The organism is Rhodoferax sp. GW822-FHT02A01, assembly GCF_038784515.1.
Lineage (GTDB): Bacteria > Pseudomonadota > Gammaproteobacteria > Burkholderiales > Burkholderiaceae_C > Allorhodoferax.
In genome coordinates, this window is record NZ_CP152376.1 from 223,576 (window position 1) to 249,018 (window position 25,443).

The 25,443-nt window shown below is 57.4% G+C and carries 30 protein-coding genes and 1 tRNA gene; 7 read left to right on the forward strand and 24 right to left on the reverse strand.

All coding sequences use genetic code 11. The features are described from left to right. Nucleotides 1-12: 12 nt before the first annotated feature. Nucleotides 13-477 (forward strand): low molecular weight protein-tyrosine-phosphatase, encoded by a 465-nt coding sequence (locus AAGF34_RS00960; protein ID WP_342618769.1) that lies wholly within the window; start codon nucleotides 13-15, stop codon nucleotides 475-477. Here AAGF34_RS00960 and AAGF34_RS00965 read toward each other — a convergent pair. Beyond that, a complete protein-coding gene (locus AAGF34_RS00965; RefSeq protein ID WP_342618770.1) occupies nucleotides 465-1,439 on the reverse strand; it encodes an NAD-dependent epimerase in 975 nt (324 codons plus the stop codon). The two genes, AAGF34_RS00960 and AAGF34_RS00965, sit on opposite strands and share 13 nt — an antisense overlap. Nucleotides 1,440-1,642: 203 nt before the next feature. Here AAGF34_RS00965 and AAGF34_RS00970 point away from each other — a divergent pair, with 203 nt between their 5' ends. The 4 genes from AAGF34_RS00970 (at nucleotide 1,643) to xdp1 (ending at nucleotide 8,014) form a co-directional block, all read left to right on the forward strand. After that, complete coding sequence (locus AAGF34_RS00970; RefSeq protein WP_342618771.1) at nucleotides 1,643-2,377, forward strand: PEP-CTERM sorting domain-containing protein; 735 nt, start codon at nucleotides 1,643-1,645, stop codon at nucleotides 2,375-2,377. Nucleotides 2,378-2,500: 123 nt separating this feature from the next. Further along, nucleotides 2,501-4,063, forward strand: a complete 1,563-nt coding sequence (locus AAGF34_RS00975; RefSeq protein ID WP_342618772.1) for an FAD-binding protein — start codon at nucleotides 2,501-2,503, stop codon at nucleotides 4,061-4,063. A 113-nt stretch (nucleotides 4,064-4,176) separates the two neighbouring features. Further along, a complete protein-coding gene (gene prsT / locus AAGF34_RS00980; protein WP_342618773.1) occupies nucleotides 4,177-7,008 on the forward strand; it encodes an XrtA/PEP-CTERM system TPR-repeat protein PrsT in 2,832 nt (943 codons plus the stop codon). A gap of 178 nt (nucleotides 7,009-7,186) precedes the next feature. Next, nucleotides 7,187-8,014, forward strand: coding sequence for an exosortase-dependent surface protein XDP1 (xdp1, locus tag AAGF34_RS00985; protein WP_342618774.1), 828 nt, complete (start codon nucleotides 7,187-7,189; stop codon nucleotides 8,012-8,014). Between the two features lie 119 nt (nucleotides 8,015-8,133). Here the strand turns inward: xdp1 and AAGF34_RS00990 are convergent. The 6 genes from AAGF34_RS00990 to petA all read right to left on the reverse strand — a co-directional run bounded on the left by AAGF34_RS00990 (nucleotide 8,134) and on the right by petA (nucleotide 12,271). Then, a tRNA-Thr gene (locus tag AAGF34_RS00990) sits at nucleotides 8,134-8,209 on the reverse strand. Nucleotides 8,210-8,265: 56 nt separating this feature from the next. Further along, nucleotides 8,266-8,736, reverse strand: a complete 471-nt coding sequence (locus AAGF34_RS00995; protein ID WP_342618775.1) for a ClpXP protease specificity-enhancing factor — start codon at nucleotides 8,734-8,736, stop codon at nucleotides 8,266-8,268. A 13-nt stretch (nucleotides 8,737-8,749) separates the two neighbouring features. Next, entirely contained in the window at nucleotides 8,750-9,361 is a 612-nt protein-coding gene (locus AAGF34_RS01000; RefSeq protein ID WP_342618776.1) for a glutathione S-transferase N-terminal domain-containing protein, read from the reverse strand. 96 nt (nucleotides 9,362-9,457) lie between these two features. Continuing rightward, nucleotides 9,458-10,216 (reverse strand): cytochrome c1, encoded by a 759-nt coding sequence (locus AAGF34_RS01005; protein ID WP_342618777.1) that lies wholly within the window; start codon nucleotides 10,214-10,216, stop codon nucleotides 9,458-9,460. 16 nt (nucleotides 10,217-10,232) lie between these two features. Further along, nucleotides 10,233-11,645: a cytochrome bc complex cytochrome b subunit gene (locus AAGF34_RS01010; RefSeq protein ID WP_342618778.1), complete on the reverse strand. Its 1,413-nt coding sequence runs from the start codon at nucleotides 11,643-11,645 to the stop codon at nucleotides 10,233-10,235. 11 nt (nucleotides 11,646-11,656) lie between these two features. After that, the gene (gene petA, locus AAGF34_RS01015) at nucleotides 11,657-12,271 is read right to left on the reverse strand and encodes a ubiquinol-cytochrome c reductase iron-sulfur subunit (RefSeq protein WP_342618779.1); all 615 of its coding nucleotides are present in this window, start codon (nucleotides 12,269-12,271) and stop codon (nucleotides 11,657-11,659) included. A 151-nt stretch (nucleotides 12,272-12,422) separates the two neighbouring features. Between petA and mscL the strand changes: the two genes are divergently transcribed. Beyond that, nucleotides 12,423-12,851, forward strand: a complete 429-nt coding sequence (gene mscL, locus AAGF34_RS01020; RefSeq protein WP_342618780.1) for a large conductance mechanosensitive channel protein MscL — start codon at nucleotides 12,423-12,425, stop codon at nucleotides 12,849-12,851. Here mscL and pdxA read toward each other — a convergent pair. From pdxA to AAGF34_RS01035, 3 genes are read right to left on the reverse strand one after another with little or no spacing between them, the layout of a single operon-like run. After that, the gene (pdxA, locus tag AAGF34_RS01025; protein WP_342618781.1) at nucleotides 12,841-13,896 is read right to left on the reverse strand and encodes a 4-hydroxythreonine-4-phosphate dehydrogenase PdxA; all 1,056 of its coding nucleotides are present in this window, start codon (nucleotides 13,894-13,896) and stop codon (nucleotides 12,841-12,843) included. The two genes, mscL and pdxA, sit on opposite strands and share 11 nt — an antisense overlap. Next, nucleotides 13,893-14,648, reverse strand: a complete 756-nt coding sequence (locus AAGF34_RS01030) for a Nif3-like dinuclear metal center hexameric protein (RefSeq protein ID WP_342618782.1) — start codon at nucleotides 14,646-14,648, stop codon at nucleotides 13,893-13,895. The genes pdxA and AAGF34_RS01030 overlap by 4 nt, the downstream gene beginning before the upstream one ends. A gap of 4 nt (nucleotides 14,649-14,652) precedes the next feature. After that, complete coding sequence (locus AAGF34_RS01035; protein WP_342618783.1) at nucleotides 14,653-15,036, reverse strand: hypothetical protein; 384 nt, start codon at nucleotides 15,034-15,036, stop codon at nucleotides 14,653-14,655. Nucleotides 15,037-15,130: 94 nt separating this feature from the next. On the opposite strand from AAGF34_RS01035, the gene AAGF34_RS01040 reads away from it, so the two are divergent. After that, complete coding sequence (locus tag AAGF34_RS01040; RefSeq protein ID WP_342618784.1) at nucleotides 15,131-16,276, forward strand: trypsin-like peptidase domain-containing protein; 1,146 nt, start codon at nucleotides 15,131-15,133, stop codon at nucleotides 16,274-16,276. A 13-nt stretch (nucleotides 16,277-16,289) separates the two neighbouring features. Here the strand turns inward: AAGF34_RS01040 and tatC are convergent, their stop codons facing one another. The 14 genes from tatC to hisD form a co-directional block, all read right to left on the reverse strand. After that, nucleotides 16,290-17,069 carry a twin-arginine translocase subunit TatC gene (gene tatC / locus AAGF34_RS01045; RefSeq protein WP_342618785.1) on the reverse strand — a complete coding sequence of 260 codons (780 nt, stop codon included), beginning with the start codon at nucleotides 17,067-17,069 and terminating at the stop codon, nucleotides 16,290-16,292. A 20-nt stretch (nucleotides 17,070-17,089) separates the two neighbouring features. Beyond that, entirely contained in the window at nucleotides 17,090-17,536 is a 447-nt protein-coding gene (gene tatB / locus AAGF34_RS01050) for a Sec-independent protein translocase protein TatB (RefSeq protein WP_342618786.1), read from the reverse strand. Nucleotides 17,537-17,579: 43 nt separating this feature from the next. Beyond that, entirely contained in the window at nucleotides 17,580-17,816 is a 237-nt protein-coding gene (gene tatA / locus AAGF34_RS01055) for a Sec-independent protein translocase subunit TatA (RefSeq protein ID WP_342618787.1), read from the reverse strand. 38 nt (nucleotides 17,817-17,854) lie between these two features. Then, nucleotides 17,855-18,229 (reverse strand): histidine triad nucleotide-binding protein, encoded by a 375-nt coding sequence (locus AAGF34_RS01060; protein ID WP_342618788.1) that lies wholly within the window; start codon nucleotides 18,227-18,229, stop codon nucleotides 17,855-17,857. After that, complete coding sequence (locus AAGF34_RS01065; RefSeq protein ID WP_342618789.1) at nucleotides 18,226-18,633, reverse strand: hypothetical protein; 408 nt, start codon at nucleotides 18,631-18,633, stop codon at nucleotides 18,226-18,228. The genes AAGF34_RS01060 and AAGF34_RS01065 overlap by 4 nt, the downstream gene beginning before the upstream one ends. Beyond that, nucleotides 18,630-19,007, reverse strand: coding sequence for a phosphoribosyl-ATP diphosphatase (locus tag AAGF34_RS01070; RefSeq protein ID WP_342618790.1), 378 nt, complete (start codon nucleotides 19,005-19,007; stop codon nucleotides 18,630-18,632). The genes AAGF34_RS01065 and AAGF34_RS01070 overlap by 4 nt, the downstream gene beginning before the upstream one ends. A 4-nt stretch (nucleotides 19,008-19,011) precedes the next feature. Then, nucleotides 19,012-19,410 carry a phosphoribosyl-AMP cyclohydrolase gene (gene hisI, locus AAGF34_RS01075; protein WP_342621197.1) on the reverse strand — a complete coding sequence of 133 codons (399 nt, stop codon included), beginning with the start codon at nucleotides 19,408-19,410 and terminating at the stop codon, nucleotides 19,012-19,014. Between the two features lie 142 nt (nucleotides 19,411-19,552). Continuing rightward, nucleotides 19,553-20,350: an imidazole glycerol phosphate synthase subunit HisF gene (gene hisF / locus AAGF34_RS01080; RefSeq protein WP_342618791.1), complete on the reverse strand. Its 798-nt coding sequence runs from the start codon at nucleotides 20,348-20,350 to the stop codon at nucleotides 19,553-19,555. Nucleotides 20,351-20,436: 86 nt separating this feature from the next. After that, nucleotides 20,437-21,177: a 1-(5-phosphoribosyl)-5-[(5-phosphoribosylamino)methylideneamino]imidazole-4-carboxamide isomerase gene (gene hisA / locus AAGF34_RS01085; RefSeq protein WP_342618792.1), complete on the reverse strand. Its 741-nt coding sequence runs from the start codon at nucleotides 21,175-21,177 to the stop codon at nucleotides 20,437-20,439. Between the two features lie 27 nt (nucleotides 21,178-21,204). Continuing rightward, nucleotides 21,205-21,861, reverse strand: coding sequence for an imidazole glycerol phosphate synthase subunit HisH (gene hisH / locus AAGF34_RS01090; RefSeq protein WP_342618793.1), 657 nt, complete (start codon nucleotides 21,859-21,861; stop codon nucleotides 21,205-21,207). Between the two features lie 15 nt (nucleotides 21,862-21,876). Continuing rightward, nucleotides 21,877-22,506 (reverse strand): imidazoleglycerol-phosphate dehydratase HisB, encoded by a 630-nt coding sequence (gene hisB / locus AAGF34_RS01095; protein WP_342618794.1) that lies wholly within the window; start codon nucleotides 22,504-22,506, stop codon nucleotides 21,877-21,879. Next, on the reverse strand, nucleotides 22,503-23,645 hold the full coding sequence (gene hisC / locus AAGF34_RS01100) for a histidinol-phosphate transaminase (protein ID WP_342618795.1): 1,143 nt from the start codon (nucleotides 23,643-23,645) through the stop codon (nucleotides 22,503-22,505). Before hisC ends, hisB begins: the two co-directional genes overlap by 4 nt. Before the next feature lie 12 nt (nucleotides 23,646-23,657). Next, on the reverse strand, nucleotides 23,658-24,044 hold the full coding sequence (locus AAGF34_RS01105; protein WP_342618796.1) for a hypothetical protein: 387 nt from the start codon (nucleotides 24,042-24,044) through the stop codon (nucleotides 23,658-23,660). 29 nt (nucleotides 24,045-24,073) lie between these two features. Then, nucleotides 24,074-25,438 (reverse strand): histidinol dehydrogenase, encoded by a 1,365-nt coding sequence (hisD, locus tag AAGF34_RS01110; RefSeq protein WP_342618797.1) that lies wholly within the window; start codon nucleotides 25,436-25,438, stop codon nucleotides 24,074-24,076. Between the last annotated feature and the right edge of the window lie 5 nt (nucleotides 25,439-25,443).

A 25,443-nucleotide genomic window follows, 5' to 3' on the forward strand; every position in this document is an offset into this window, starting at 1 on the left:
AAATCCCGGCCAATGACAAAACTATTGTTCGTTTGCACGGCCAACATATGCAGATCCCCAATGGCACTCGTCGTTGCGCAGAAGATGGCACGTGATCTGGGCGTTGGCAGAAAGTTGCAAATCGATTCGGCCGGCACCCACGCACCCTCGCCCGCGCAGCGCACCGACCCGCGCGCCATTGCGGCGCTGGAGCGCCGCGGCTACAGCGCCAAACGCCAGCGCTCCAGCCGCATTGCGAGCAGTCACTTCACCGATGCCGATCTGGTGCTGGCCATGGACAACCAGAACATGGCAGCCCTCCAGAAAATCTGCCCGGCCGAGCACGCGCACAAGCTACGGTTGCTTTTGAGCTTTGCCTCCGAATGCGATCGAACCGAAGTACCCGACCCCTATCACAGCAATGCACAGGCCTTTGATCTGGTGCTTGACCTCTGCGAGGCAGCTATCGGCGCATTGCTGCGGCACTACACTTTGTAATAGCTGCGATACCAATCCACAAAGCTTCGCACACCTTTGTCGATCGGGGTCGCGGGAGCAAAGCCCACCCAGTCATTCAACGCCTGGGTATCGGCATATGTAGCCGGAACATCGCCATCCTGCATGGGCAGCAATTCCTTGTTGGCCTGCAAGCCGAGAGCCGACTCTAGGCATGCAATAAAGTCCAGCAGCGGCACTGGTTGGTGGTTGCCAATATTGAAGACGCGATAGGGAGCCGTGCTTTCCGAAGACGTTGCCACCTTGTCCAATACCCGGACAACCCCTTCAACAATGTCATCTATGTACGTGAAATCGCGCCGCATGTCTCCGTAATTGAAGACTTTGATAGGGTCGCCGGCCAAAATGGCCTTGGTAAACAGGATGGATGCCATATCCGGCCTGCTCCAGGGTCCATATACGGTGAAAAACCGCAACCCCGTCGTCGGCACTCCAAACAGATGGCTATAGGTATGGGCCATCAACTCGTTGGCCTTCTTGGTGGCGGCGTACAAACTGACCGGATGGTCCACATTGTCCGCTTCCGAGAACGGCATCTTGGTATTGCCGCCATACACACTGGAGCTGGAAGCGTACACAAGGTGTTCGATGGCGTTGTTGCGACAGGCCTCCAGCACATTCACAAACCCCACGAGGTTGCTGTCTACGTAGGCATGGGGGTTTTGCAACGAATAGCGTACTCCGGCCTGCCCGCCAAGATGCACGACGCGTTCGAACTTTTCCTTCGCGAAAAGCCCCGCGATTTCTTCCCTGTCGGCGAGGTCCATCTTCATGAAGCGAAAACCCGGGTGTCGGTCCAGCAGCGCCAGGCGACTCAGTTTCAGGCTTGGGTCATAATAGTCATTGAGGTTGTCTATCCCGACGACAGTGTCGCCCCGGGCAAGAAGACGAAGGGCAGTAGCCGCCCCAATAAAGCCAGCCACGCCAGTTACAAGTATTTTCATGGCGCTATTCTGGCATGTGGTTGGGGAGCCATTGACCCGTTCGGCAACCCAGAAAGATGTCGGTATTGTTTACACGCCATCCTCAAAGAAGTCGGCTAAACGTCGTAAGCCATTGATTTTAAAAGAACTAAAAAACTTGGCACACCCTTTGCTTTATTGATTGCGCAACAAGTTTTTTTGCAACTCATTTAAAGGGGATCAACATGATCAAGGTAAAACGTTCACTCTTCGCTGCCGCTGCGCTAGGCCTGGCCTTGATTAGCTCCGGCGCTCAAGCTGCATATTCTTCTTTCTGGTTTGATCCGGATGGCGCGGGTGCTGCAGCTGCTATTAAGGTTGTTGGTAGCACTGGCTTTACGCTTGGTAGCGACCCAGTAACAGTGACAGACATATTCTCTGGGGGCGGCAACTTTACCTTTAGCCAGACTGGGCTCGTAGGCGTCTCTTACAATCACACTTTGGTTGGATGGCTTGACGTTGTGGGATCGGGCGTTGGTACACAAAACGGATCTTTCACCTATACCGCTGGAACCGTAACATTTTTGAATGTTGCACAAACAGCCACGCTGGCTACCTATGCCATCACGGGTGGCGGTGGTCTGCTTGCCGATTTGACTCCTAAGGCGCTTACCTCGATTGTTGTGGACGCAAATCAGTCAACCATTACCTCGGGTTATTTTTTCCAGGATGTTGGCGGTGTGAAAGGTGCTGACTTTTCCTCCTTCGAGACTGGAAAGCCTGTATTTGCACTTTCCCATACCGACTTCTCAAGTCCTACTGTGACCCCCATTATTGATGGTCAGGTTATCGGCGCCACCATAACTGGCAACAGTGCAGGTCAGTTCTACTTGGAAATCCCTGAGCCAGAAAGCCTGGCCCTGATGGGTCTGGGTCTGGTGGCTCTGGTTGCATCGCGTCGCCGCAAAGCAGCCAAGTAATTCAAGAAGCAATTCTTTGAATCAAAAAGGGGCCTTCGGGCCCCTTTTTTGTATTTGGAAATAATAGGTGAGATATCAGCGGTCTCACTACAATGATTCCTTCCAATACCAGGGTGACAGAATATGAATTCATCGCATTCCACGGGCGCCATTCAAACCACCAATGTAACCGGACGGGATTTTCCGGCAGGTGCAATTCATAGACCCACTACTACCCAGGAAGTCATTGCTCTGGTCAATCAGTCCCGTGTTGCGAAACGTGCCTTGTACCCGGTGTCGACTGGCTTCAATTGGGGTTACGGATCTCGCGCTCCTGCAAAGGCGGACTGTGATCTGGTCGACCTGAGTGGAATGAACCGCATATTGAATGCCGATGAAATTTCCCTATCCAATCCTGTTGCCGTTCTGGAGCCGGGCGTCACACAGGGGCAGCTTTATGATTTCCTGCAAAAGCATTGCCCGGAATTGACCTTCAATGTCTCCGGCTCCGCACGCGACACAAGCATTCTGGGCAATGCGCTAGACCGCGGTGTAGGTTATTTCGGACCACGCAAGGAAGACGTATTTGGCCTGGAAGTGGTTTGTGGTTCCGGCAAGTTGTTGAAGACCGGTTTTCGGCGCCTCGGTGAAGATTCACCTCTGGCCCACAGCCACCCCTTCGGCCTGGGCCCCATGCTCGACGGTTTGTTCTTTCAGGGCAATTACGGCATTGTCACCAGTGCCTGCTTCCGGCTGACTCCCCGCCGTCCCAAAGAGGTCGCTGTTTCCTTGGCACTTTATGACAGTGCGCGACTGGGTGAATTCATTGATGAGTTGGCACACCTCAAGCGCGAGGGTCTGTTGGTTTCTGTAACCCATATAGCCAATCGCGCGCGCACGCACTCATCCATGATGTACGGCATGTGTACTTATCTGGAGAAGGAATGCCACCTTCCTCCGGCCGAGGCCTACGCAGCGGCAGAGAAGGCCATCAGTCTGGTGGCTCCCAATGAATGGGCCAGCCTGGGCGCGGTCACAGGCAACAAGGGCCAGGTCACTGCAGCACTTCGTGAAATCAAGTCCCGCATGGGCAAACTTGCCCGGGTCACCGTAGTCAGCAACGGCTTACTGGATCTGGGGTATGCAGTGATGAATACCTTGCGCTTCATTCCACAGGCGCGTGCGTTGGCAGCGTCCATCTCCGCGCTGCGACCGTTGCACAACCTCTCGGTGGGCGTACCAACCAATGTGGCGATTGACAACCTCTTGTGGAAGTACGGCCACAGCGACTGGGGCACCGAAAAGCTGGACGAAACCAATTGCGGCCTGATGTTCATATCACCGGCCCTCCCCTCCAATGGAAAGGTAGTTGCCAAACTGTTGACCGGTATGAATGCCGTTGCTGCCAAATTCGGTCACGTGCTGTATATGACCGTGAACATCGAAACATCCATGTCACTTGTGGCGGTTATCAATATCCTATTTGACCGTAGCAAACCTGAGTCGGTGAAGGTAGCACATGAGTGCGCCGATGCCTTGTTGCTGCACATCCATGAACAAAAGCTCTCGGTGTATCGCGCACGATCGGACGCCATGCCGGATATCGTCTCCCGTGACCCCGCCTATTGGGAGATCGTCAGAGGACTGAAAAGCGAGCTGGACCCGGACAACATCATTGCTCCAGGCCGGTACAACTTGGCAGATTAAGCGTTAGCCTGCAGACTCAGGGCGCCCTCAAGCGTCCTGCACGGATCTGCAATTGTGCCCCGGAACCTTCCCCATCACCCCCCCAATTTTCTCGACGTCTGTCCAAACACACCATGCCCCATACAACAGCACAGCTCAGCGAACGCATGCTTCGCCATATTGCGCTTGCCCTGCTTTGCTCATTGAACCTGTTGACACCACATGCTGCGCTTGCAACCGATGCAAAGGCCTCAAAGTACTATGAGGATGCCTTGGTTCGATATGAGAAGAAAGATCTGGAAGGTGCCATCATCCAGCTCAAGAATGCGCTGCAGATCGACAAGAACATGCTGCCGGTCCAGATGCTATTGGGCAAGGCGCTGCTGCAGAGTGGAGACGTAGTGGCCGCAGAAGTCGCCTTCAATGAGGCATTGCGTCTGGGCGTCAACCGCGCCGAAGTGGTCATCCCCTTGGGACAGGCCTATATGGCACAGGGCAAGCTGGTTCCATTGCTGCAACAGCAGCAGTTCAATCCTGCAGGCCTGCCACCTGCTGTGCAGATCCAGGTATTGTTGCTGCGTGCCGCCGCCAACTCGGATCTGGGTGATACGCGCAACGCCCTTAAGAACATTGAAGAAGCACGAGCGATAGATCCAAAATCAGCCTCATCCTGGTTGGCGGAAGTGCCCATTCGCATTCGCGCGCTGCAATTCAAGGAGGCTGCTGCAGCCGCTGACCGGGGAATGGCATTGGCTCCGGACTCTGCTGAAGCCTGGTACCAGAAGGGCTCCGTACAGCACAGTACAGGAGACTTGACTGGTGCAGTTGCTTCCTACAGCAAGGCACTGTCCATCGACGCTGATCGGGTGGATGTGCGGGTTGCAAGGGTCGGAATTTACGTGGACCTGGGACAGAAGAAAGAAGCCACAAGCGAAGTGACGCAGTTGGTGGGGCTCCTGCCTGGCGAGCCCCGTGTTGCCTACTTGCAGGCATTGCTGGCAGAGCAGGACAACCGGCCTGTGGACGCACGAACTGCGTTGAAGGAAGTGGTCAACCTGATTGACCCGGTTCCACCTGACTATCTGCGCTACCGCCCGCAGTTGCTGATGCTCAACGGACTGGCGCACTATGGTCTGAACGAAAGAGAAAAGGCCAAACAGTATCTGGAAGCATTTCAAAAAGTCCAGGGCAACAGCGCAGCGACCAAGATCTTGGCGCAGATCTATTTGTCCGAGCCCAATATCGATCGTGCCATTGAGGTGTTGGAAACCTATTTGAAGGCGCAACCCACCGACAGCCAAGCCATGACCATGCTGGGTTCTGCGTTGATGGTGAAGGGACAAAACGCGCGCGCCACTACGCTCATGAAAAAGGCTTTGCAGACGCAAGACGCACCGGGACTGCGCACGGTGCTGGGCATGAGTCTGATCCGCAGTGGCCAATCCGGCAGTGGCATCAGTGAACTTGAATCAGCCTACAAGAAGAACCCCAAACAAACCGGAGCGGCTACCGCATTGCTTAACATGTACTTGAAGGCGGGCCAGACCGCCAAAGCGATTGCCGTTGCCGAAGATCTTGTCAAGCAACAGCCCACCAACGCGGAATTCTTCAATTTGCTGGGCATGGCCCGCGGGCAGTCCAGAAACTATCCGGCTGCCCGTACTGCCTTCGAGCAATCGCTGAAGCTTGTCAGCACCTATATTCCCCCAAGCCTGAATCTGGCACGTCTTGACATTGCGACCAAAGCCTACGATGCGGCTACAAAGCGGCTCAATGACGTTCTGAAAGTGGACCCGCGCAATGCCGAAGCCATGGCAGAGATGGCGATTATTTCGGAACGCACAGGAAAGCTTCCCGAAGCACAACGCTGGCTGGAGAAGGCGGTCGATGTATCGGGGCCCAAGGAACAGCGTTGGAACCTGGCACTTTCTGACTTTCATTTACGCAATGCCAATGCCTCAGCCGCCCTGGATGCTGCGAAGAGTGCATCTGCAAAGGGTCCCGAAGAACTCTCCGTTCTGATGGCTTACGCAAAGGCCCAATTGGCAGTCGGTGATATCGCCGCAGCCAAGAACCTGCTCATGACAGCCACCAAATTGGCGGATTACGATCCGGCGAAGCAAGTCCAAATAGCCATGCTTCAGCTCGCCGCCAACAACCTTCCAGGAGCCTCTTACAGTTTGGATAAGGCGCTTTCCGGTCAGGCGGATTTTTTGCCCGCCCAAGCGCTTATGGCAGAAGTCGATTTGCGCCAAGGAGACCAGGCCAAGGCGGAGAAGCGCGCCCGCGAAATCATTGCATCCCAGCCCAAACGAGCCGTTGGCTACAGCCTGCTGGGCGACATATCGATGGCGCGCGGGCAAAAAGCGGCTGCACTGGACAACTACCGCAAGGCCCACCAACTTGAACCCTCCACAGAAACCTTGCTGCGACTGTCGCGCGCCATGGGGGATCAGGATGGCGGCAAGGCAGCAGCCCAACTGGCGGAGCAATGGACCAAGACACACCCCAAGGACATCATTTCCCAGAAGGCACTGGCCGATGGTTACGCCCGATCCGGTAACCTGCCGCAGGCCCGTCTGGCCTACGAAAGGGTATTGAAATTGGATCCAGACGACGCAGAGGCACTTAACAATCTGGCCAATATTCTCTTGTTGCTCAATGACTCTGGAGCCATCAAGATCGCGGAACAGGCTGTGGCGAAAAATCCTGGTAATGCTGGAACGATAGATACCCTGGGTTGGATCTTGTTCAAGAATGGCCAGCCGGACAGGGCTTTGCAGCTCCTCCGCGATGCGCGCTTGAGGCAACCCGGAAATCCGGAAATCGCTTACCATTTGGCGGCAGCATTGGCGCAAGCTGGACGCAAAGCGGAGGCAAAGGCGGAGCTGGAATCGGCACTCAGGTCGGGTAGTTCGTTTGACGGAGCGGACCAGGCGAAGACGCTGCTCAAATCATTGAATTGATAATTTCGACAAAGTGATGTCGGTGGTTTTTACATTTCATCAAAGATTCCACTTTGACAAATCGTAACTTATTGATTTTAAATGATTTTAATTGTTGGCTCGAATATTGCTGTAATTGCATGAATAGGGTGGCAGGTTAATCTATTTGACGCCTGACCTGAGTTGCACGGAGAACATGATGAAGCGAAATATCTACTTGGCAATTGCGATCGCGATCGGCACCTGCGGCGCATCCGCATGGGCGAGTTCAACGTGGTCTCAAAATCTGGTCGCTGATTGCACATCGAGCGCTGCAAGCCAAGCCTGCAGCGGAAGCCCCGCTGTGTCGCTGAGTGGCTGGTCCACAGGCTCGGGCACCATTACCAACCCGACGGCTGGCAGCTCCTTTGCTGCGGCAACGGTATACAACTATGGCAGTTCCTACGGCTTGGGCGTGGTTGCCAGCAATGAGTCTGCATCCGCTACTGGCCCCCATGCAACGGACAACATCAATGGCATCGATGCCATGCTATTGAGCTTCACCAATGGTCCAGTGAACTTGTCCAGTGTGAGTATTGGATGGAACGGTACTGACAATGGCACCTCACCCTATAACGATTCCGATTTGTCCATCCTGGCATGGACCGGCAGCACAACTCCTCCCACCATGGCTGGCGCCAGCTTGAGTGGATTGCTGTCCTCTGGCTGGAGCCTGATTGGCAATTTCAGTAACGTGGGCGCCCAGGCTGGCAATACCGCAACCAGCAGCAACACCTCCACCTACTCAAGCTACTGGCTAATCAGCGCTTACAGTACCTCCTATGGCCCAACAAGCACCAATGGTCAAACCCTGGACCAGGGCAATGACGCGTTCAAGCTCCTGTCGGTAGCCGGAAATACTTGTGCCGGCACGGTGAGCGGATCCCAGTGCAACCCCAACAAGACTCCTGAGCCTGGTTCAGTGGCCCTGTTGGGAGCCGGTCTGTTGGGCCTGATTGCCTCGCGTCGCCGTTTTTCAAAGCGTTGATCAGCCGGTTGTGGGCCTAGCCCCGCCAGCACCTCCGGGTGCCCAGCACCATGCAAAATAAAACCCACTGTCCGATTACGGAAGTGGGTTTTTTATTGGGGCGCTACTGGAGTAACTCTTGGTGCCGCTTGTCGGATTCGAACTGACGACCTACCGCTTACAAGGCGGTTGCTCTACCAACTGAGCTAAAGCGGCACGGGATGTATTCTACCCTAGCGTGCAGCGGCGAAATGCCGATGCACTACATGAATTTACTTCACACGCGTGAGTGACGGCCTGCCACTCCCACCTGGGCGTGGAGCCTCAGGTGGTGGCGTGTCGGACTGGCTGGTATCAGACGCTTTTTCTACTGCCACCGGGGCCTCGGACAAAGTCCCGGATTCAGTAGCCGAGGTGCTTGCCAGCAATGGGAACGCCATGCCCTGCCCATTCTCTCGCGCATAGATGGCCAGCACATGATCCACCGGCACCAGAATGTCGCGCGCCACACCACCAAAGCGGCCCTTGAACTCAATGTAGTCATTGCCCAACTTCAAGGCACTGGTGGCATCAAAGCTGATGTTCAGGACAATTTCGCCATCACGCACGTACTCTGTAGGAACTCGCACGGACTCGTCCACCAACACCGCGATGAACGGAGTAAAGCCGTTGTCCGTACACCATTCGTACAAAGCACGAATCAGGTACGGGCGCGTGGAGTTCGAGTCTTTGGCGTCAATCATGTCTGAACTGCAATTACTTGCGCATGACTTTTTCAGAAGGTGTCAGCGCTTCAATGTAGGCCGGACGAGAGAACACGCGCTCTGCATACTTGAGCAGCGGTGCCGCGTTCTTGCTGAGGTCGATACCGTAGTAATCCAGGCGCCAGAGTAGCGGAGCAATGGCAACGTCCAGCATCGAGAAGTTATCGCCCAGCATGTACTTGTTCTTCATGAACACGGGGGCCAACTGGGTCAGGCGGTCACGGATATGGGCGCGGGCCTTTTCCAGGGCCTTCTCATTTCCTTTGGACGCACGGGCTTCCAGCGTGGATACATGCACGAACAATTCTTTTTCAAAGTTCAGCAGGAACAGGCGAACACGCGCGCGGTCCACTGGATCTCCGGGCATGAGCTGAGGATGCGGGAAGCGCTCGTCAATGTACTCATTGATGATGTTGGACTCATACAGAATCAGGTCACGCTCGACCAGAATCGGCACTTGCCCATAAGGGTTCATGACGCTGATGTCTTCGGGCTTGTTGTACAAGTCCACGTCACGGATCTCGAAGTCCATGCCCTTTTCAAACAACACAAAGCGGCAGCGGTGGGAAAAGGGGCAGGTTGTTCCTGAATACAGAACCATCATGACAAGAGACTCCTAAAAATTAAAAAGAGTGGGCTGCCAAATGCGAGCCCACTCTCCAATGTCCTGACGCTTTGAACGACAGGACTTGACTGTGAATTACTTGACTTCTTTCCAGAAGGCCGCATTCATGCGCCAGGTAAACAGCGTCAGCACACACAAGAACAGCAAGACCCACACTCCCACTCGAACACGGGTGTTTTGTGCAGGCTCTGCCATCCATTGCAGGTAGTTCACCAGATCACCCACGGTCTGGTCGTATTGTTCCGGGGTCATAGTTCCAGGAGTGACCTGTTCCCAGCCCTTGAAGACGTGCACTTCCTTGCCATGCTCTTCAACGGTTTCATAGATTGGAACACGCTTGCCCTGGAGCTGCCACAGCACATGGGGCATACCCACATTGGGGAAAACCAGATTGTTCCAGCCTGTGGGCTTGGCGTCGTCGGCATAGAAGGTACGCATGTAGGTATAGAGGTAATCAGCACCCGTACCTTGCCCTTGGGCAGAACGTGAACGCGCCAGCACCGTCAGATCGGGCGGATTGGCACCGAACCACTCCTTGGCCTGCTTGGGATCAATGGCCGACTTCATGGTTTCACCCACTTTGTCGGTGGTGAACAGCAGGTTGTCCTTGATCTGTTGCTCCGTCAGTCCAATGTCTCTCAGACGGTTGTAGCGCATGAAGGCGGCCGAATGGCAGTTCAGGCAATAGTTCACGAAGATCTTGGCACCATTTTGCAGAGCGGCTAAGTCATTGGTCTTGACGGGCGCCTTGTCCCAGGCAATGCCGCCCGTGTTGGCTTGCACACCCAGGCTGACGCCGAGGGCCATGAGCAGAGATACGAGTACTTTTTTCATTGTGTTTGTTTCCATCTCAGTGGGCAACAAAGTTGACACGTGTTGGCACCGGTTTGGGTTCACCGATGCGACTCCACCAGGGCATCAGAATGAAGAAGCCGAAATAGAACAGCGTGCCGATTTGCGAAACGCGCTCGCCCACGGGGGATGGAGGTTGGGTACCCAGCCAAGCCAGAATCACGAAAACCACCACGAACACAGCGTACAAATACTTGTGCCAGCTGGCGCGATACCGGATGGACTTGACCGGGCTGTGGTCCAGCCAAGGCAGGAAGAACAGAATCACGACGGCACCGCCCATGACCACCACGCCCCAGAACTTGGCGTCGGTGGAGAGCATCATGGCAACCACAGCTGCAGCAGCCACGGCGATAACCGGCTTGAATACCTTGGGCAGCTTGGCCTTGAAGATGCCAAACAGTGCGCCACCGATCACGCAAGCGATCAGGACGTACATCATTTCGCTGGTGATGGCACGCAGCATCGAGTAGAACGGCGTGAAGTACCAGACCGGCGCAATGTGCAGCGGCGTCTTGAACGGATCGGCCGGAATGAAGTTGTTGTATTCGAGGAAGTAACCACCAAACTCGGGGGCAAAGAAGATGATGGCGGAGAACACCATCAGGAACATGCTGACACCGAAGATGTCATGCACTGTGTAGTACGGATGGAATGGAATGCCATCCAACGGGTGACCGGCGGCATCACGCGGTGCGTCGGGGCCCTTGATTTCAATACCGTCGGGATTGTTGGAGCCCACGTCGTGCAAGGCCAGCAAGTGAGCAACCACTAGGCCCAGCAGCACCAGCGGCACGGCGATCACATGGAAGCTGAAGAAGCGGTTCAAAGTGGCATCGCCAACTACGTAATCACCACGAATCAGCAGAGCTAGGTCGGGGCCGACAAACGGCACGGCGGAGAACAGATTAACGATCACCTGAGCGCCCCAGTAGGACATTTGTCCCCAGGGAAGCAAGTAGCCCATGAAGGCTTCGGCCATCAGGCACAGGAAGATCGCACAACCAAAGATCCACACCAACTCACGCGGTTTGCGGTAGCTGCCGTACATCAGGCCTCGGAACATGTGCAGGTAGACAACAATGAAGAACGCGGAAGCGCCTGTGGAGTGCATGTAGCGGATCAACCAGCCCCATGGCACATCACGCATGATGTACTCAACGGAGCCGAACGCCAGCGCGGCATCAGGCTTGTAGTGCATGACCAGGAAAATACCGGTCACGATTTGGATCACCAGCACCAGCAGCGAGAGCGAGCCGAAGATGTACCAGAAGTTGAAATTCTTCGGAGCGTAGTACTCCGACATGTGCACCTTGTAGGCATCAAACGCGGTCGGGAAGCGGTTTTCAAACCAGTTGGTGAGCTTGGCGCCCGCCGATGCGTTGGGAGAAATTTCCTTGAATGTCGCCATGTTTTGAGTCCTCAGGCTTTCTTGTCTTCGCCGATCAGCAGCTTACTGTCGGACAGGTACATGTGCGGCGGCACTTCCAGGTTGTCAGGTGCGGGCTTGTTCTTGAAGACTCGGCCAGCCAGATCGAAGGTGGAGCCATGGCAGGGGCAGAGGAAGCCACCCTTCCAGTCATCCGGCAGGGAAGGCTGGGCACCGGGCTGGAACTTGTCAGACGGAGAGCAGCCCAGATGGGTGCAGATTCCGACTGCGACGAATACGTCCGGCTTGATGGAACGGCCTTCGTTGAGTGCGTATTCGGGGGTCTGTTCACCGCGCTTGCGCTCGGATTTGGGGTCTGCCAGCAGAGGATCGAGCTTGGGCAGTTCGGCAATTTGCTCAGGTGTGCGACGCATGATCCACACGGGCTTGCCGCGCCATTCCACGGTGATTTTTTCGCCAGGCTTGATGGCTGCAATGTCCACTTCGACAGCTGCGCCAGCGGCTTTGGCGCGCTCTGATGGCTGGAAAGTGCTGACAAACGGTATCGCGGTAGCAATACCGCCCACTGCACCAGCACAGCCGGAAGCAATCATCCAAGTCCGCTTACTGGCGTCGATCGATTTGGTGTCGACTAGGGTTTCACTCATGAGAATCCTCGATGAACTTCACAACTAAGGGCAAACTCCGATTGTAGCTGACCGTAAAGGGCCAACGACCCTGGGCTGGATCAATGGTTGTTGCCAATCACGACGTCTCTGCGACACTACGGCTCTGTCTTAATTGAATGAGGAGTTTTTCATGGCAATGTTGCAAGAATTCAAGGAGTTTGCAATCAAGGGCAACGCGGTAGATCTGGCCGTTGGTGTGATTATTGGCGGCGCATTCGGAAAAATCGTGGACTCCATTGTGGGCGACCTGATCATGCCTTTGGTGAGCGCCGTAGTGGGCAAAGTGGATTTTTCCAACCTGTTTGTCACCTTGGGTACCGTGCCGGCCGGAATCGACATGACCCTGGCTGCCATCAAGAAGGCGGGGGTACCGGTATTTGCTTACGGCAGTTTCATTACCATCGCAGTGAACTTTGCCATCCTGGCTTTCATCGTCTTCATGATGGTCAAGCAGCTCAACCGCCTGAAGAAGGCCGAACCCGCTGCGGAGGCAGCCCCTCCGCCAGTTGCAGAGGACGTTTTACTCCTGCGCGAAATCCGCGACAGCCTCAGGAAGTAAGCAGCGCACGCGCCATCCGTACCGCCTCGATCAGGCTGGACGGGTCGGCAATTCCGCGTCCGGCAATATCGAACGCGGTACCGTGGTCTGGGCTGGTACGCACCAGCGGCAAGCCCAGCGTCACGTTCACCCCTTTCTCCACACCCAGGTATTTGACCGGAATCAGGCCCTGGTCGTGGTACATGGCCACCACGACGTCAAACTCCGCATCCAGTCCCAGCTTCTTGCGGGCCCGCATGAACACCGTATCCGGCGCCCATGGACCACTGAGCAGACAGCCCTGCGCGCGTGCCATTTGCATGGCGGGCACGATGACATCCAGTTCCTCGCGCCCGAACAGTCCACCCTCTCCCGCATGGGGGTTGAGTCCTGCAACCGCCATGCGTGGTGCCCTTCTCAGCACGCGGCCGAGTGACGCATGCGTGATGAGCAAGGTCTGCAATACGTTTTCCACCGTCACCGCCGCAATGGCCTCGCGCAAGGATACGTGGATGGAAACCAGCACGGTGCGCAGCTCGTCATTGGCCAGCATCATGCGCACCGGGACCTCCGACACAGGCCGACCGAGATGCCCCGCCGCCACGGCCTGCAGCATTTCCGTATGCCCCGGAAACTGGTCAAACGGGGTGCCGGCGGCGTGCAGTGCTTCCTTGTGCAAGGGCGCTGTCACCAGGGCCGCAACGTCGCCACGAATTGCCGCTTCCGCGGCCTGCATCACGCATCGTCCTGCAAATGCCCCGGCAACTGCGTGTACTCTGCCCATAGGCAGCTCGGGCAAGGCATCCCCAGCCTGCAATACCGGTACACAGTGTGGTGGAACTTCCGTCAAATCCTGCGGGCTGGCAATTTGCGCAACCGGATACGGCACGCCGCCGGGCTGCACCTGCCGAAACGCGCGACGCATGCTGCCAACGTCACCCCAGACAAAACAGTCCTGCAGAAGATCGGGGCGCTGCAAGTAGGCTTTGGCGATGATTTCGGGACCTATGCCGGCGGCATCTCCCATCGTGATGGCAATGGGCTTGTGTTCTACGTGGGTTGTCATGCAGGGTTGTCTATGTCAATGAATACATGCTCCAACCCCAGGCCATAGGCCACATGGGCAGCCAGTGCGGGAGCTCCATAGCGTTCGCTGGCATGATGGCCGCAGGCGATGAAACTCACACCGCATTCACGCGCCAGATGTGCCTGCGGTTCGGAAATCTCTCCAGTTACGAAGACATCGGCCCCGGCGGCAATGGCCGGCTCAAAATAGCCCTGTGCGCCGCCCGTGCACCAGGCTACGCGTCGCATGGGCCCGCTTTTACCATCCACCAGCGTGACGCTTCGACCCAGCACCAACTGGATATGTTCGGCCAGCGCCTTGGGGCCGGCCATGATGGATGGGGATGCTTCACCCAAGCAACCCAGTTGCTGCTCGCCAAAACATTCCTGTACTGCAAAGCCGAGTTTCAAGCCCAACTGCGCGTTGTTGCCCCATTCCGGATGCGCATCCAATGGCAGGTGGTATGCAAAAAGATTGATGTTGTGCTGCAAAAGCAGGCCCAGTCTATGGCGCAACCAACCTGTCACACGTCCGTCATACCCCCGCCAGAACAATCCATGGTGAACAAAGAGAGCATCAGCACCTTCATTGACTGCGGCCTCGATCAGCGCCAGGCTGGCAGTCACGCCGGACACGATCTTGCGAATCTCCTGTTTCCCCTCCACCTGCAGGCCGTTGGGGCAATAGTCCTTGAAACGCTCGGGCTGCAGCAAGGTGTCAAAGGTATCCAGAAGCTGTTGGCGTTCAATCATGGTGTCAGTCGCTGTCCTTATCGGCACGGGACTCCATTGTGGGGGACGCCACGGGCTCCAGCGCACAATCACAGCCAGAGCCTGCCGCAATCCACCGTGCGATCGTTCGGGCACGAAGACGCGCAAAGCTTGACCTCTGCAGGCCGGACAGCCCTTCCACCGCATGTTCCCCCGATTGCACAGATGTTCCCAGCGCGCCGCAGCGGTATTGCTTCAGATCAGCGGTCCATTGCAGTGCCTTGCAAGGCCCTTTGCGGCTACGCGACAGCAGCACGCCCAATGGGCACGGCTCGACCAGACAACATACACCGCAGCCATTGCAGGCCATGCCCTGCGCTGGCTTAGGGGGTGCCTCAGTTTGTATGTGTATCACCTGGTGAAGCAGCATAGTGTGGTGTTTGTGGAGACGCCATACGCAATGTACGCGCTCCTTGGATAACTTCATGAGTTCCAACCGATAGCGCGGCCTACAATTTGACACTATGAAAAGACTTTGGCTGATTTTTTCGCAAACCGCGACGGTTCTGCTGGCCGCCTATTTTGTGGTGGCCACCCTCAAACCCCAGTGGCTGAACCGTGCTCCTAGCAGTGTGGGTGGCGCCGTGGCGCTGATAGAAGCGCCCGGCAACGCACCCGGGGAAATTCCGCCGGGTAGCCTGCGGGTGGCGGCTCAGAGGGCCTCCGCCGCGGTGGTCAGCATCAGCACCAGCCAAACTGCACGCAAACGCTCCAACTCCAACGATCCGTGGTTCAAGTTCTTCTACGGCGACCAGGGCGACGAGCCCCAGGGTGGATTGGGCAGTGGTGTCATCGTCAGCCCCAGCGGCTATATCCTGACCAATAACCATGTGGTGGAAGAAGCCGACGAGATTGAAGTCATTCTCAATGACAGCCGGCACGCCAAAGGCAAAGTCATTGGTACCGACCCGGACAGCGACCTGGCCGTGCTCAAGATTGAGCTGGACAAACTCCCCACCATCGTTCTGGGCAATTCTGACTCGCTGCAGGTGGGCGATCAGGTGCTGGCGATTGGCAATCCGTTTGGCGTAGGACAAACCGTAACCAGCGGCATCGTCAGCGCGTTGGGACGAAACCAGCTGGGCATCAATACTTTCGAGAACTTCATCCAGACCGACGCGGCCATCAACCCCGGCAACTCCGGCGGCGCTCTGGTAGATACCAACGGCAACCTGCTGGGCATCAACACGGCCATTTATTCACGCTCCGGAGGCAGCATGGGCATTGGATTTGCCATTCCCGTGTCTACCGCCAAGCAGGTGCTCGAGGGCCTGGTCAAGGATGGTCAGGTGACGCGCGGCTGGATTGGCGTGGAACCCAATGACCTGTCGCCCGAACTGGCCGAAACCTTCGGCGTCAAGGTCAATGAAGGTGTGATCATCACCGGCGTGCTGCAAAACGGCCCGGCAGCCAAGGCAGGGATCAAGCCTGGTGACGTGATTGAGAGGGTGGGAGAACGTAAGATCAACGACGTGACGCAATTGCTGTCAGCGGTCGCATCCTTGAAGCCGGGGAACGCAACCCCTTTTGCCGTCAATCGCAAAAGCCAGGAACTGGTGCTGACCGTCACACCGGGTGTACGTCCCAAGCCCAAAGCCGCTCAGCGCTGACGGCCACCCCGGCTTAGCTTGCTGGCTCTTCCGGGGCCTTGGTGACCCGTATAAAGACCTGGGCAGCCCAAATGCCAATCTCATACAGCAGGCACATGGGGATCGCCAGCGAAAGCTGCGAAACCACATCAGGCGGCGTCACAATGGCTGCGGCGACAAAGGCCACCACAATGAAATAGCTGCGAAAGGCCTTGAGCTTTTCAATGCTGACCAGCCCCATGCGCGCCAGCACCACGACCACGACCGGCACTTCAAAAGCCAGGCCGAAGGCCAGGAACATGGACAGCACAAAGTCCAGATAAGCTTCTATGTCAGGCGCCGCCGTGATGCTCTTGGGGGCGAAGCTCTGGATAAACGCAAAGACCTTGCCGAACACAAAGAAGTAACAGAAGGCGACCCCGACGAAAAACAGCAAAGTGCTGGAGATCACCAAGGGCAACACCAGCTTCTTTTCATGCGAGTACAGGCCAGGCGCCACAAAGGCCCACACCTGCCACAACACAAACGGTAGCGCCAGCAGAAAGGCGCATACAAACATGATCTTGAGTGGCACCATGAATGGTGAAATGACCGACGTGGCAATCATGGTTGCACCCTTGGGCAAGGAATGCACCAGCGGCTGGGCCAGGATATCGTAAAGCGCGGCCGGGCCTGGATACAAAGCAAGAATGGCAATTGCCACCCCAATGGCAAAAGCGGCCTTGATCAAGCGGTCACGTAGCTCAACCAGATGGGCAACAAAAGGCTGCTCCGTGCCGGACAGCTCGTCTTCTTTGGAATTTTCAGAGGCCATGAACAGTCTTGCAGAATGCCTCAGGTAGTGCGGCGTGGGCGGAAACGGGCAACTCGTGCCGCGCCGGAAAGCGCCTTGGTACGCACACCATTACGCGCCTTGTACCAATTGGGTGTGGCGCCTTGCTTCAGGCGCCAGTTCTTGCCGGGGTGCTTGTAAACGGGAGGCTCCGGTTCTTGCGACGGGGCCGGCATTTCATTGGACCAGGATTTTTCAAAATCGCTGGCATGGGTCTGGATGGTGTTCTCGACATCGCGTGCGGCACCTTCAACCGTCTCGCGCATCTTCTTGAGTTCTTCCATCTCCATGGCGCGGTTGACCTCTGCCTTGACGTCAGACACATACCGCTGCGCCTTGCCAAGCAGAGTGCCTACAGTGCGCGCTACCCGAGGCAGCTTCTCGGGGCCTATCACCACCAGAGCGACGGCGCCAATCAGCGCCATCTTCGAAATGCCAAGATCAATCACGCGGGTCTAACGCAAAACACACCAGGAACAGCCGAAGCCGCGATCAAGACTTGTGACGTGCTTCGACGTCAATGGTGTTTTTGTCTGTAGCAGCGTTGGACACCTGGTTGGCAGTTGCAGCTGGCTTTTCCTCCGGGGCTGTGCCATCGCGCATGCCTTCCTTGAAGCCCTTGACGGCGCCACCCAGATCCTGCCCGATGTTCTTGAGCTTCTTGGTGCCAAACACCATCACCACGATCAACAGAACGATCAGCCAATGCCAAATTGAAAACGAGCCCATGAATTACTCCTAACGATTGATGTGATTCTAGTCTGCACTTACCCGCGCAACCAGGGACGCGGCCCGCCCATCACATGGAAATGCAAATGCTGCACCTCCTGCCCACCCTCGCGACCCGTGTTGCTCAGCAGACGATAGCCGCCATCTGGATATGGGTTGCAGCCCTGCTGCAAAGCCAGTTCGGGAATAAGGGCCATCATGCGCCCCAACAAGCCAGCATGCTCCGTGCCAATCTGGGCCATGGAGGGAATGTGCATCTTGGGAATCAGCAGGAAATGCACTGGCGCCCAGGGATTGATGTCGTGGAAGGCGTACAACTCCTCGTCTTCGTAAACCGCGCGAGAAGGGATCTGCTTGGCAACGATTTTGCAGAAGATGCAGTCGGGGTCATGGGGTTTGATCAGCGCGCTCATAGATCCTGTCCTATCTCCTGTCCTTTGTTCATGGCGATGAAGCCGGTAACGATGCGGTACAAAAACCAGATGGAAATGGCCGTCCAGGCGATCCAACCGGGTACCAGCAAGAAGAACCACAGTGGCGCCGTCACCAAGTAAAGGCCTGCGGCGATCAGCACGGTGCGAATGCGCCAGCGGAAATGCGATGCATGCCAGCTACCGACCGCGCGCTCCCGGTTCACCAGATCGATCACCAAAGCGGCGATCAAAAGCACGGGCCCCAGTTGTCCGCCGGGAATGATCGCACCGATGGCCACCAGCAGATGCAGCACATAGCTGATGGTGCCCACGGTATTGAGCGACTGCATGCGCTGCAGGTATGCCTGGTCCGGATTCTCCGGCACGGTGAAGTTCTGGGTCATGTCTGGCCCTCCTCCCGCGCAATGGCCTTGCGCAGAGCCTTTTCCTCAATACCACTGGTGCCCTCGCGGCGTTGCAGTTCTTCAATTACGTCGGCTGGCGTCAAGCCGTAATGCGCCAAGGCGATCATGCTGTGGAACCACAGATCTGCCACCTCGTACACGATCTTGGTCTTGTCACCGCCATGGTCTGCATCCTTGGCAGCCATGACCACTTCGGTGGCCTCTTCCCCAATCTTCTTGAGAAAGCCGTCCGGCCCCTTGTGCAGCAGCCTGGCCACATAGCTGGCGTTGGGGTCACCGCCGTTGACCGCCTTGCGGCTTTCGATAACGGCCGCCAGCCGGGCCAGCGCGTCTTGGGATGTGGTGCTTGTCATGGGCTTAGTTGTAGATGGTTGCAGGGTCTTTCAAGACCGGGTCGACACTTTTCCAGGCACCGTCTTTCAGCACACTGAAAAAACAGCTGTGGCGACCGGTGTGGCAGGCAATGCCCGGCTCGTGGCCGAGCTGCGTGACCTTGAGCAACACTACGTCGTTGTCACAATCCAGGCGGATTTCGTGCACGGTCTGCACATGGCCAGACTCCTCGCCCTTGTACCAGAGCTTGGCACGCGAGCGGCTGAAATACACCGCGCGCCCAAGCTCCGCCGTCTTTTGCAAGGCTTCGCGGTTCATCCAGGCAAACATCAGGACATCGTTGGTGCCCTGTTCCTGCGCAATCACGGGTACCAACCCCTGTGCATCCCATTTGACTTCGTCTAACCAGTTCATACCCAGGATTGTCGGTGATTTGCAGATTGCCAATAAAGCAGCTTGGATGAAACTTCAGTGACACACCGCGGAACCGGCTTCGCCGGGCCGTAGGTGTCGCCCCAGCAGGGGGAAAGGCCTTGCGACACGCAGTGCGCAAGGTCGATGGGGGTTACAAACGTACGGGTATCCCGCGCTCAGCCATGCGGGCCTTGGCCTGGGCGACGGTGAATTCACCATAGTGGAAGATGCTGGCTGCCAATACCGCGTCAGCCCCACCCTGCTGCACACCGTCGGCCAGATGGTCCAGATTGCCCACACCGCCCGATGCAATGACCGGCACGCTGACAGCATCTGCCACTGCACGGGTAAGCGCCAGATCAAAGCCAGACTTGGTTCCGTCGCGGTCCATGCTGGTCAACAGGATTTCACCCGCACCGCGCCGCGCCATTTCCGTGGCCCATTGCACCGCGTCCAGACCGGTGTTCTTGCGACCGCCATGGCTGTAGACATCCCAGCCGGGACCAATGGCACGGCCATCCACCAGGCGCGCGGCGTCATCCGCATTACGGCGCTTGGCGTCGATGGCAACCACGATGCACTGGGCGCCGTATTTGTGCGACGCGTCCTCGATCACCTGCGGATTGGCTATGGCAGCCGAATTGAAGCTGGTCTTGTCAGCACCGGCGTTGAGCAGGCGGCGCACATCTTCCACCGTGCGCACACCGCCACCCACCGTCAGCGGGATGAAAACCTGCGAAGCCACGGCTTCGATGATGTGCAGGATCAGGTCGCGGCCGTCGCTGGTAGCCGTGATGTCCAGAAAAGTGAGTTCGTCCGCGCCCTGGTCGTTGTAACGTGCCGCGATTTCCACCGGATCGCCGGCATCGCGCAATTCAACGAAATTGACGCCCTTGACGACGCGTCCGCCTGTCACATCCAGACAGGGAATGATGCGTTTAGCCAGCATGCGAAGTCTCCGCCGGGCCGCGCCAAGGAGACTTGGCCCCCACGGGGGGCAGCGCACTACACGCGGTGAGAAGCGTGGGGGCCATATCAGCCGTTGAGCTCGTCGGCACGCTCTTGCGCTTTTTCAAAGTCGAGGTCGCCGCTGTAGATGGCCCGGCCGCAGATGACACCTTCCACGCCCTCGTCTTCCACTTCGCAAAGTGCTTCGATATCGGCCAGATTGGACAGGCCACCCGAGGCAATCACAGGGATGGTGAGCGCCTGTGCCAGCTTGACGGTGGCTTCGATGTTGATGCCACTGAGCATGCCGTCGCGGCCAATGTCGGTATAAATGATGGACTCGACGCCGTAGTCTTCGAACTTTTTGCCCAAATCGATCACGTCGTGGCGTGTGAGCTTGCTCCAGCCGTCCGTTGCCACCTTGCCATCACGGGCATCCAGGCCGACGATGATGTGGCCACCAAAGGCCGTGCAGGCGTCCTGCAGAAAGCCAGGGTTCTTGACTGCGGCAGTTCCAATAATGACGTAGCGCAAGCCCGCGTCCAGGTAGCGCTCGATGGTGTCCAGGTCACGGATACCGCCGCCCAGTTGCACGTCGACCTCGCTACCCACGTCCTTGAGGATCTTGCGGATAGCCTGCTCGTTCTTGGGATGACCGGCAAAAGCTCCGTTCAAATCCACCAGGTGCAGGCGTCTGGCGCCCTTGTCGACCCAACTGCGGGCCATGACGACCGGGTCTTCTCCGAAAGTAGTGGATTGATCCATATCGCCTTGTTTGAGGCGAACACAGTGACCGTCTTTCAGGTCAATCGCAGGGATGAGAAGCATGATGGCGGATTTTGCCGAGGGGAAGAATCAGGGGTTCCAGTGAAGGAAGTTGCGATAGAGGGAGAGGCCGTGCTCTGCGCTTTTTTCTGGGTGAAATTGGGTTGCGAAAATATTATCGCGTGCAATCGCCGATGAAAAGCGCTGGCCATACTCGGTTTCACCCACGCTGTGGCGCATATCAGACGGTCTGGCGTAATAACTATGCACGAAATAGAAGTAACTGCCGTCCGGCACATCGCCCCAAACCGGGTGGCGCGGCACGTCATGCGCTGTTTGCCAGACCTGGTTCCAACCCATTTGCGGCACCTTGTACCGGCTGCCGTCGGGCTGGAACTGACCATCCAGTTCAAATTTGACAACTTCGCCGCCGATGAGTCCCAGGCATCGGGTATCCAGCTCCTGGCTGTGGTCCAGCAGCATTTGCATTCCCACGCAAACCCCCATCAGGGGTTTGTTAGCTGCCGCATGCATGACGGCGTCAAACATGCCGCTGGCGTGCAGTTCGTGCATGCAATCGCGCATGCCGCCCTGCCCTGGCAGCACCACCCGCTCGGCGTCCATCACCTCATGCGCCGTACGTGCCCAGACCACTTCCACACCGGCATCGGAGGCCACATGCATCACCGCCTGGGTAACGGAGCGCAAATTGCCCATGCCGTAATCAACAACGGCGACTTTTTTCATGCCACAGCCTTCATGCTAGAGCGAACCTTTGGTGGAGGGAATGACGCCTGCGGAGCGGGGATCCAACTCCAGAGCTGAACGCAAGGCACGGGCAAAGGCCTTGAACACAGTCTCAGCCTGGTGGTGTGCGTTTTCACCCTTGAGGTTGTCGATATGCAGGGTGACAAAGGCGTGGTTCACGAAACCCTGGAAGAACTCATGGGTGAGCTGGGTATCAAAGCCGCCGATCATGCCGCTTTTGAACGGCACATCCATCACCAGTCCAGGCCGCCCGGAGAAGTCCACCACCACGCGCGACAGTGCCTCATCCAGAGGCACATAGGCATGGCCATATCGGCGTATGCCCTTTTTGTCCCCCACGGCCTTGTGCACCGCCTGACCCAGCGTAATGCCCACGTCTTCCACCGTATGGTGGCCATCGATATGCAGGTCCCCATCGGCTTCGATCTCCAGATCGATCAACCCGTGGCGCGCGATCTGATCCAGCATATGGTCAAAAAAACCGATGCCCGTGGACAGGCGACTCTTGCCGGTACCGTCCAGATTGACGATGACACGGATACGCGTTTCCGCAGTATTGCGGCTGACTTCAGCAGTGCGCGGGGCCTGGGTAGCCGGGACTTCGGTCAGTGGATAGTTGCTCATAGGATTTCCTGAAGGGCTGCCAGCAAGCGGTCATTTTCGGGCGCAGTGCCCACGGTGACACGCAAACAGTTGCGCAGCAATGGGTGCATTTTAGAAACGTTCTTGACCAATATGCCGCGCGACTTGAGCGCCTCGAATACGGCACCGGCCTCATCAGCCTCACCGGTCAAGCGCAAAAGAATCATATTGGCATCACTGGGGCAGGCCTGTACGCCGTTCAAGCGGCTGAAAGCCTGCTGCAAGCGGTCACGCTGGGCCTTGATGTCTGCAGCCTGTTGCGCAAATACTTCTGCGTGCTCCAACGCAAACAGGGCGCATTCGGTATTGAGCACACTGATGTTGTAGGGTGGCCGCACCTTGTCGATCTGGGCGATCAATTCCCGACGGCCAAACAGATAGCCGATACGCACGCCAGCCAGCCCGAATTTGCTCATGGTACGCATCAGCAGCACATGGGCATGCTGCTGCGGCTGGGCTGCGATCACATCCCGGTAGGTTCTGCTGGAAAACGGCTGGTAGGCCTCATCAATCACCACCAGACTGCCCACTTCACCAGCTGCGGCCACAACGCGTGCCATGGAATCGGAGTCCCACAAATTGGCCGTCGGATTGTTCGGATAGGCCAGATAGACGATGGCAGGCTGATGGACGGCAATGGCATCGACCATGGCCTGCGCATCCAGCGCAAAGTCCGCTCGCAGGGGCACACCGACAAAAGTCAGCCCGTGGAACTGCGCGCTGATGGCATACATCACAAATCCGGGTTCTGGCGCCAGCACCACCGGCCTTTTGCCTGTGACCGCATCCTGCGGTACAGCGCAAGCCTGCGCCAGCAGGGATATCAACTCGTCCGAACCGTTGCCCAGCATCAGGTCGTAACCTTCCGGAATGTCGGCGTACGCAGCCAGTGCATGGCGCAAATCGTTCACCCGGTCATCTGGATACCGGTTCAGCGCCACCGCGCCCAGTCTTTTGCCCAGTTCCACCTGCAAGGCCCCGGACAAACGGTGCGGATTCTCCATAGCGTCCAGTTTGACCATGCCTTTGGAGTCCTGAATGGCATAGGCGTGGACGGATTGCACATCCTGGCGGATGCGGCGGGCAATCAGGGCGGCGAGCGGGTCAGTGCCTTGGCGCATGCGTATGGCGGTTCAACAGGGGTATACGTTGGCCAGCGCATTGGTGACTACCAACTGCACCGGCATATCGGCCTCGTACAGGTCCGCATTGCGCTTGAGTTCGGTGCGATACAGCCCCTCCGCCATGTCCGGGCTGAGGCGCCGACCATTCAAGCAGATGCTGGCGGTGGCACCACTGCGAACCGCCTGGTCATGCGCCTCCAGCGCCCCTTCCATGGTGCCCACCAAGTAATAGCGCATGTAGTTGGCACCCTGCTTGGGGTCGGATTTTTCCAGCTTGCGCAGCTCGCGAATGGACATGGCTTGCACAGTCGAAGCACACATCGCCAGGAGCGCGAGTGCCCCTATCAGGCGCACCAGACGGGTACCCGAAGAAGGAGCTGATAGGAGTAGACGCATGCCTGTCAGTCGGGAGTGGCTTCAAACTCTTACTTGAGACGCAATTCGGCAGCACGCGCGTGGGCTTGCAGACCCTCGCCATAGGCCAACTCGGCTGCGATGGGGCCCAGCACCTGGGCCCCGGCTTCACTGACCTCGATCAGGCTGCTGCGCTTCTGGAAGTCATACACACCCAAAGGACTGGAAAAACGTGCGGTACCGCTGGTAGGCAGCACGTGGTTGGGGCCAGCGCAGTAGTCGCCCAGCGATTCGCTGGTAAAGGCACCCAGGAAAATCGCACCCGCGTGCTTGAGCAAGGGCTCCCAGCGGTGCGGTTCGCTGCTGGAGACTTCCAGATGCTCGGGCGCTATGCGGTTGGAAATGGCGCAGGCTTCTTCCATGTCGCGGGTAAGGATCAGGGCACCACGGTCGTTCAGACTCTTGGCGATGATTTCCGCACGGGGCATGGTGGGCAACAGGCGGTCGATTTCACGTTGCACCGCGTCCAGATAGGCGGCATTTGGGCATAGCAGGATGCTCTGGGCCAGCTCGTCATGCTCAGCCTGGCTGAACAGGTCCATGGCCACCCATTCGGGCGGTGTGCTGCCATCGGCCAGCACCAAGATCTCGCTGGGGCCGGCAATCATGTCAATACCGACGGTACCGAACACGCGGCGTTTGGCCGCGGCCACATAGGCATTGCCGGGACCGGTAATTTTGTCAACCGCAGGAATGGTGGCGGTCCCATAAGCCAGTGCGGCCACGGCCTGGGCCCCGCCAATGGTGAATGCACGCGTCACACCCGCCACATAGGCGGCTGCGAGTACGAGCTCGTTGCGCTCGCCGCGGGTAGCGCCGGAATTGCCACTGCCGCCAGTGGCCACGCTGCCACGCACGGGCGTGGGCACCACCATGATGATTTCCTGCACACCGGCTACATGGGCCGGCACCGCATTCATGATCAGGCTGGACGGGTAGGACGCCTTGCCGCCCGGCACGTAAATACCCACGCGGTCCAGTGGCGTCACTTTCTGGCCCAGCAGACTGCCGTTTTCATCGCGATAACTCCAGCTCCCGCCGCAAGCTTTTTTCTGCGCTTCGTGGTAGCTACGCACGCGGCGCTCTGCATTCTGCAAGGCCTTGCGCTGTGCTTCGGGCAGTGCGTCAAATGCGGCCTTGAAGTCCGCCTGCGACAGCTCCAGTTCGGACACGTTGGAGGCGTTCAGCCCGTCGAAGCGTGCGGTGTACTCCAGCACGGCGGCATCGCCCCGCTTCTGCACGTCAGTCAGTATGTCGGCCACGCGCTGCTCAATAGCCGCGTCGGTATCTGCGGACCAATGCTGCAAGGCCTTGAAGCGGGCTTCAAAGTCTGTATCCGTGGTGGACAGGCGGATGGGGGCGGCGTGCAAAGTCATGGGGT

Bases quoted from the DNA above. Each gene is read 5' to 3' on its own strand.
- AAGF34_RS00960 (WP_342618769.1), top strand. From the start codon at position 13: ATGACAAAACTATTGTTCGTTTGCACGGCCAACATATGCAGATCCCCA.
- AAGF34_RS00965 (WP_342618770.1), bottom strand. From the start codon at position 1,439: ATGAAAATACTTGTAACTGGCGTGGCTGGCTTTATTGGGGCGGCTACT.
- AAGF34_RS00970 (WP_342618771.1), top strand. From the start codon at position 1,643: ATGATCAAGGTAAAACGTTCACTCTTCGCTGCCGCTGCGCTAGGCCTG.
- AAGF34_RS00975 (WP_342618772.1), top strand. From the start codon at position 2,501: ATGAATTCATCGCATTCCACGGGCGCCATTCAAACCACCAATGTAACC.
- prsT (WP_342618773.1), top strand. From the start codon at position 4,177: ATGCCCCATACAACAGCACAGCTCAGCGAACGCATGCTTCGCCATATT.
- xdp1 (WP_342618774.1), top strand. From the start codon at position 7,187: ATGAAGCGAAATATCTACTTGGCAATTGCGATCGCGATCGGCACCTGC.
- AAGF34_RS00995 (WP_342618775.1), bottom strand. From the start codon at position 8,736: ATGATTGACGCCAAAGACTCGAACTCCACGCGCCCGTACCTGATTCGT.
- AAGF34_RS01000 (WP_342618776.1), bottom strand. From the start codon at position 9,361: ATGATGGTTCTGTATTCAGGAACAACCTGCCCCTTTTCCCACCGCTGC.
- AAGF34_RS01005 (WP_342618777.1), bottom strand. From the start codon at position 10,216: ATGAAAAAAGTACTCGTATCTCTGCTCATGGCCCTCGGCGTCAGCCTG.
- AAGF34_RS01010 (WP_342618778.1), bottom strand. From the start codon at position 11,645: ATGGCGACATTCAAGGAAATTTCTCCCAACGCATCGGCGGGCGCCAAG.
- petA (WP_342618779.1), bottom strand. From the start codon at position 12,271: ATGAGTGAAACCCTAGTCGACACCAAATCGATCGACGCCAGTAAGCGG.
- mscL (WP_342618780.1), top strand. From the start codon at position 12,423: ATGGCAATGTTGCAAGAATTCAAGGAGTTTGCAATCAAGGGCAACGCG.
- pdxA (WP_342618781.1), bottom strand. From the start codon at position 13,896: ATGACAACCCACGTAGAACACAAGCCCATTGCCATCACGATGGGAGAT.
- AAGF34_RS01030 (WP_342618782.1), bottom strand. From the start codon at position 14,648: ATGATTGAACGCCAACAGCTTCTGGATACCTTTGACACCTTGCTGCAG.
- AAGF34_RS01035 (WP_342618783.1), bottom strand. From the start codon at position 15,036: ATGCTGCTTCACCAGGTGATACACATACAAACTGAGGCACCCCCTAAG.
- AAGF34_RS01040 (WP_342618784.1), top strand. From the start codon at position 15,131: ATGAAAAGACTTTGGCTGATTTTTTCGCAAACCGCGACGGTTCTGCTG.
- tatC (WP_342618785.1), bottom strand. From the start codon at position 17,069: ATGGCCTCTGAAAATTCCAAAGAAGACGAGCTGTCCGGCACGGAGCAG.
- tatA (WP_342618787.1), bottom strand. From the start codon at position 17,816: ATGGGCTCGTTTTCAATTTGGCATTGGCTGATCGTTCTGTTGATCGTG.
- AAGF34_RS01060 (WP_342618788.1), bottom strand. From the start codon at position 18,229: ATGAGCGCGCTGATCAAACCCCATGACCCCGACTGCATCTTCTGCAAA.
- AAGF34_RS01065 (WP_342618789.1), bottom strand. From the start codon at position 18,633: ATGACCCAGAACTTCACCGTGCCGGAGAATCCGGACCAGGCATACCTG.
- AAGF34_RS01070 (WP_342618790.1), bottom strand. From the start codon at position 19,007: ATGACAAGCACCACATCCCAAGACGCGCTGGCCCGGCTGGCGGCCGTT.
- hisF (WP_342618791.1), bottom strand. From the start codon at position 20,350: ATGCTGGCTAAACGCATCATTCCCTGTCTGGATGTGACAGGCGGACGC.
- hisA (WP_342618792.1), bottom strand. From the start codon at position 21,177: ATGCTTCTCATCCCTGCGATTGACCTGAAAGACGGTCACTGTGTTCGC.
- hisH (WP_342618793.1), bottom strand. From the start codon at position 21,861: ATGAAAAAAGTCGCCGTTGTTGATTACGGCATGGGCAATTTGCGCTCC.
- hisB (WP_342618794.1), bottom strand. From the start codon at position 22,506: ATGAGCAACTATCCACTGACCGAAGTCCCGGCTACCCAGGCCCCGCGC.
- hisC (WP_342618795.1), bottom strand. From the start codon at position 23,645: ATGCGCCAAGGCACTGACCCGCTCGCCGCCCTGATTGCCCGCCGCATC.
- AAGF34_RS01105 (WP_342618796.1), bottom strand. From the start codon at position 24,044: ATGCGTCTACTCCTATCAGCTCCTTCTTCGGGTACCCGTCTGGTGCGC.
- hisD (WP_342618797.1), bottom strand. From the start codon at position 25,438: ATGACTTTGCACGCCGCCCCCATCCGCCTGTCCACCACGGATACAGAC.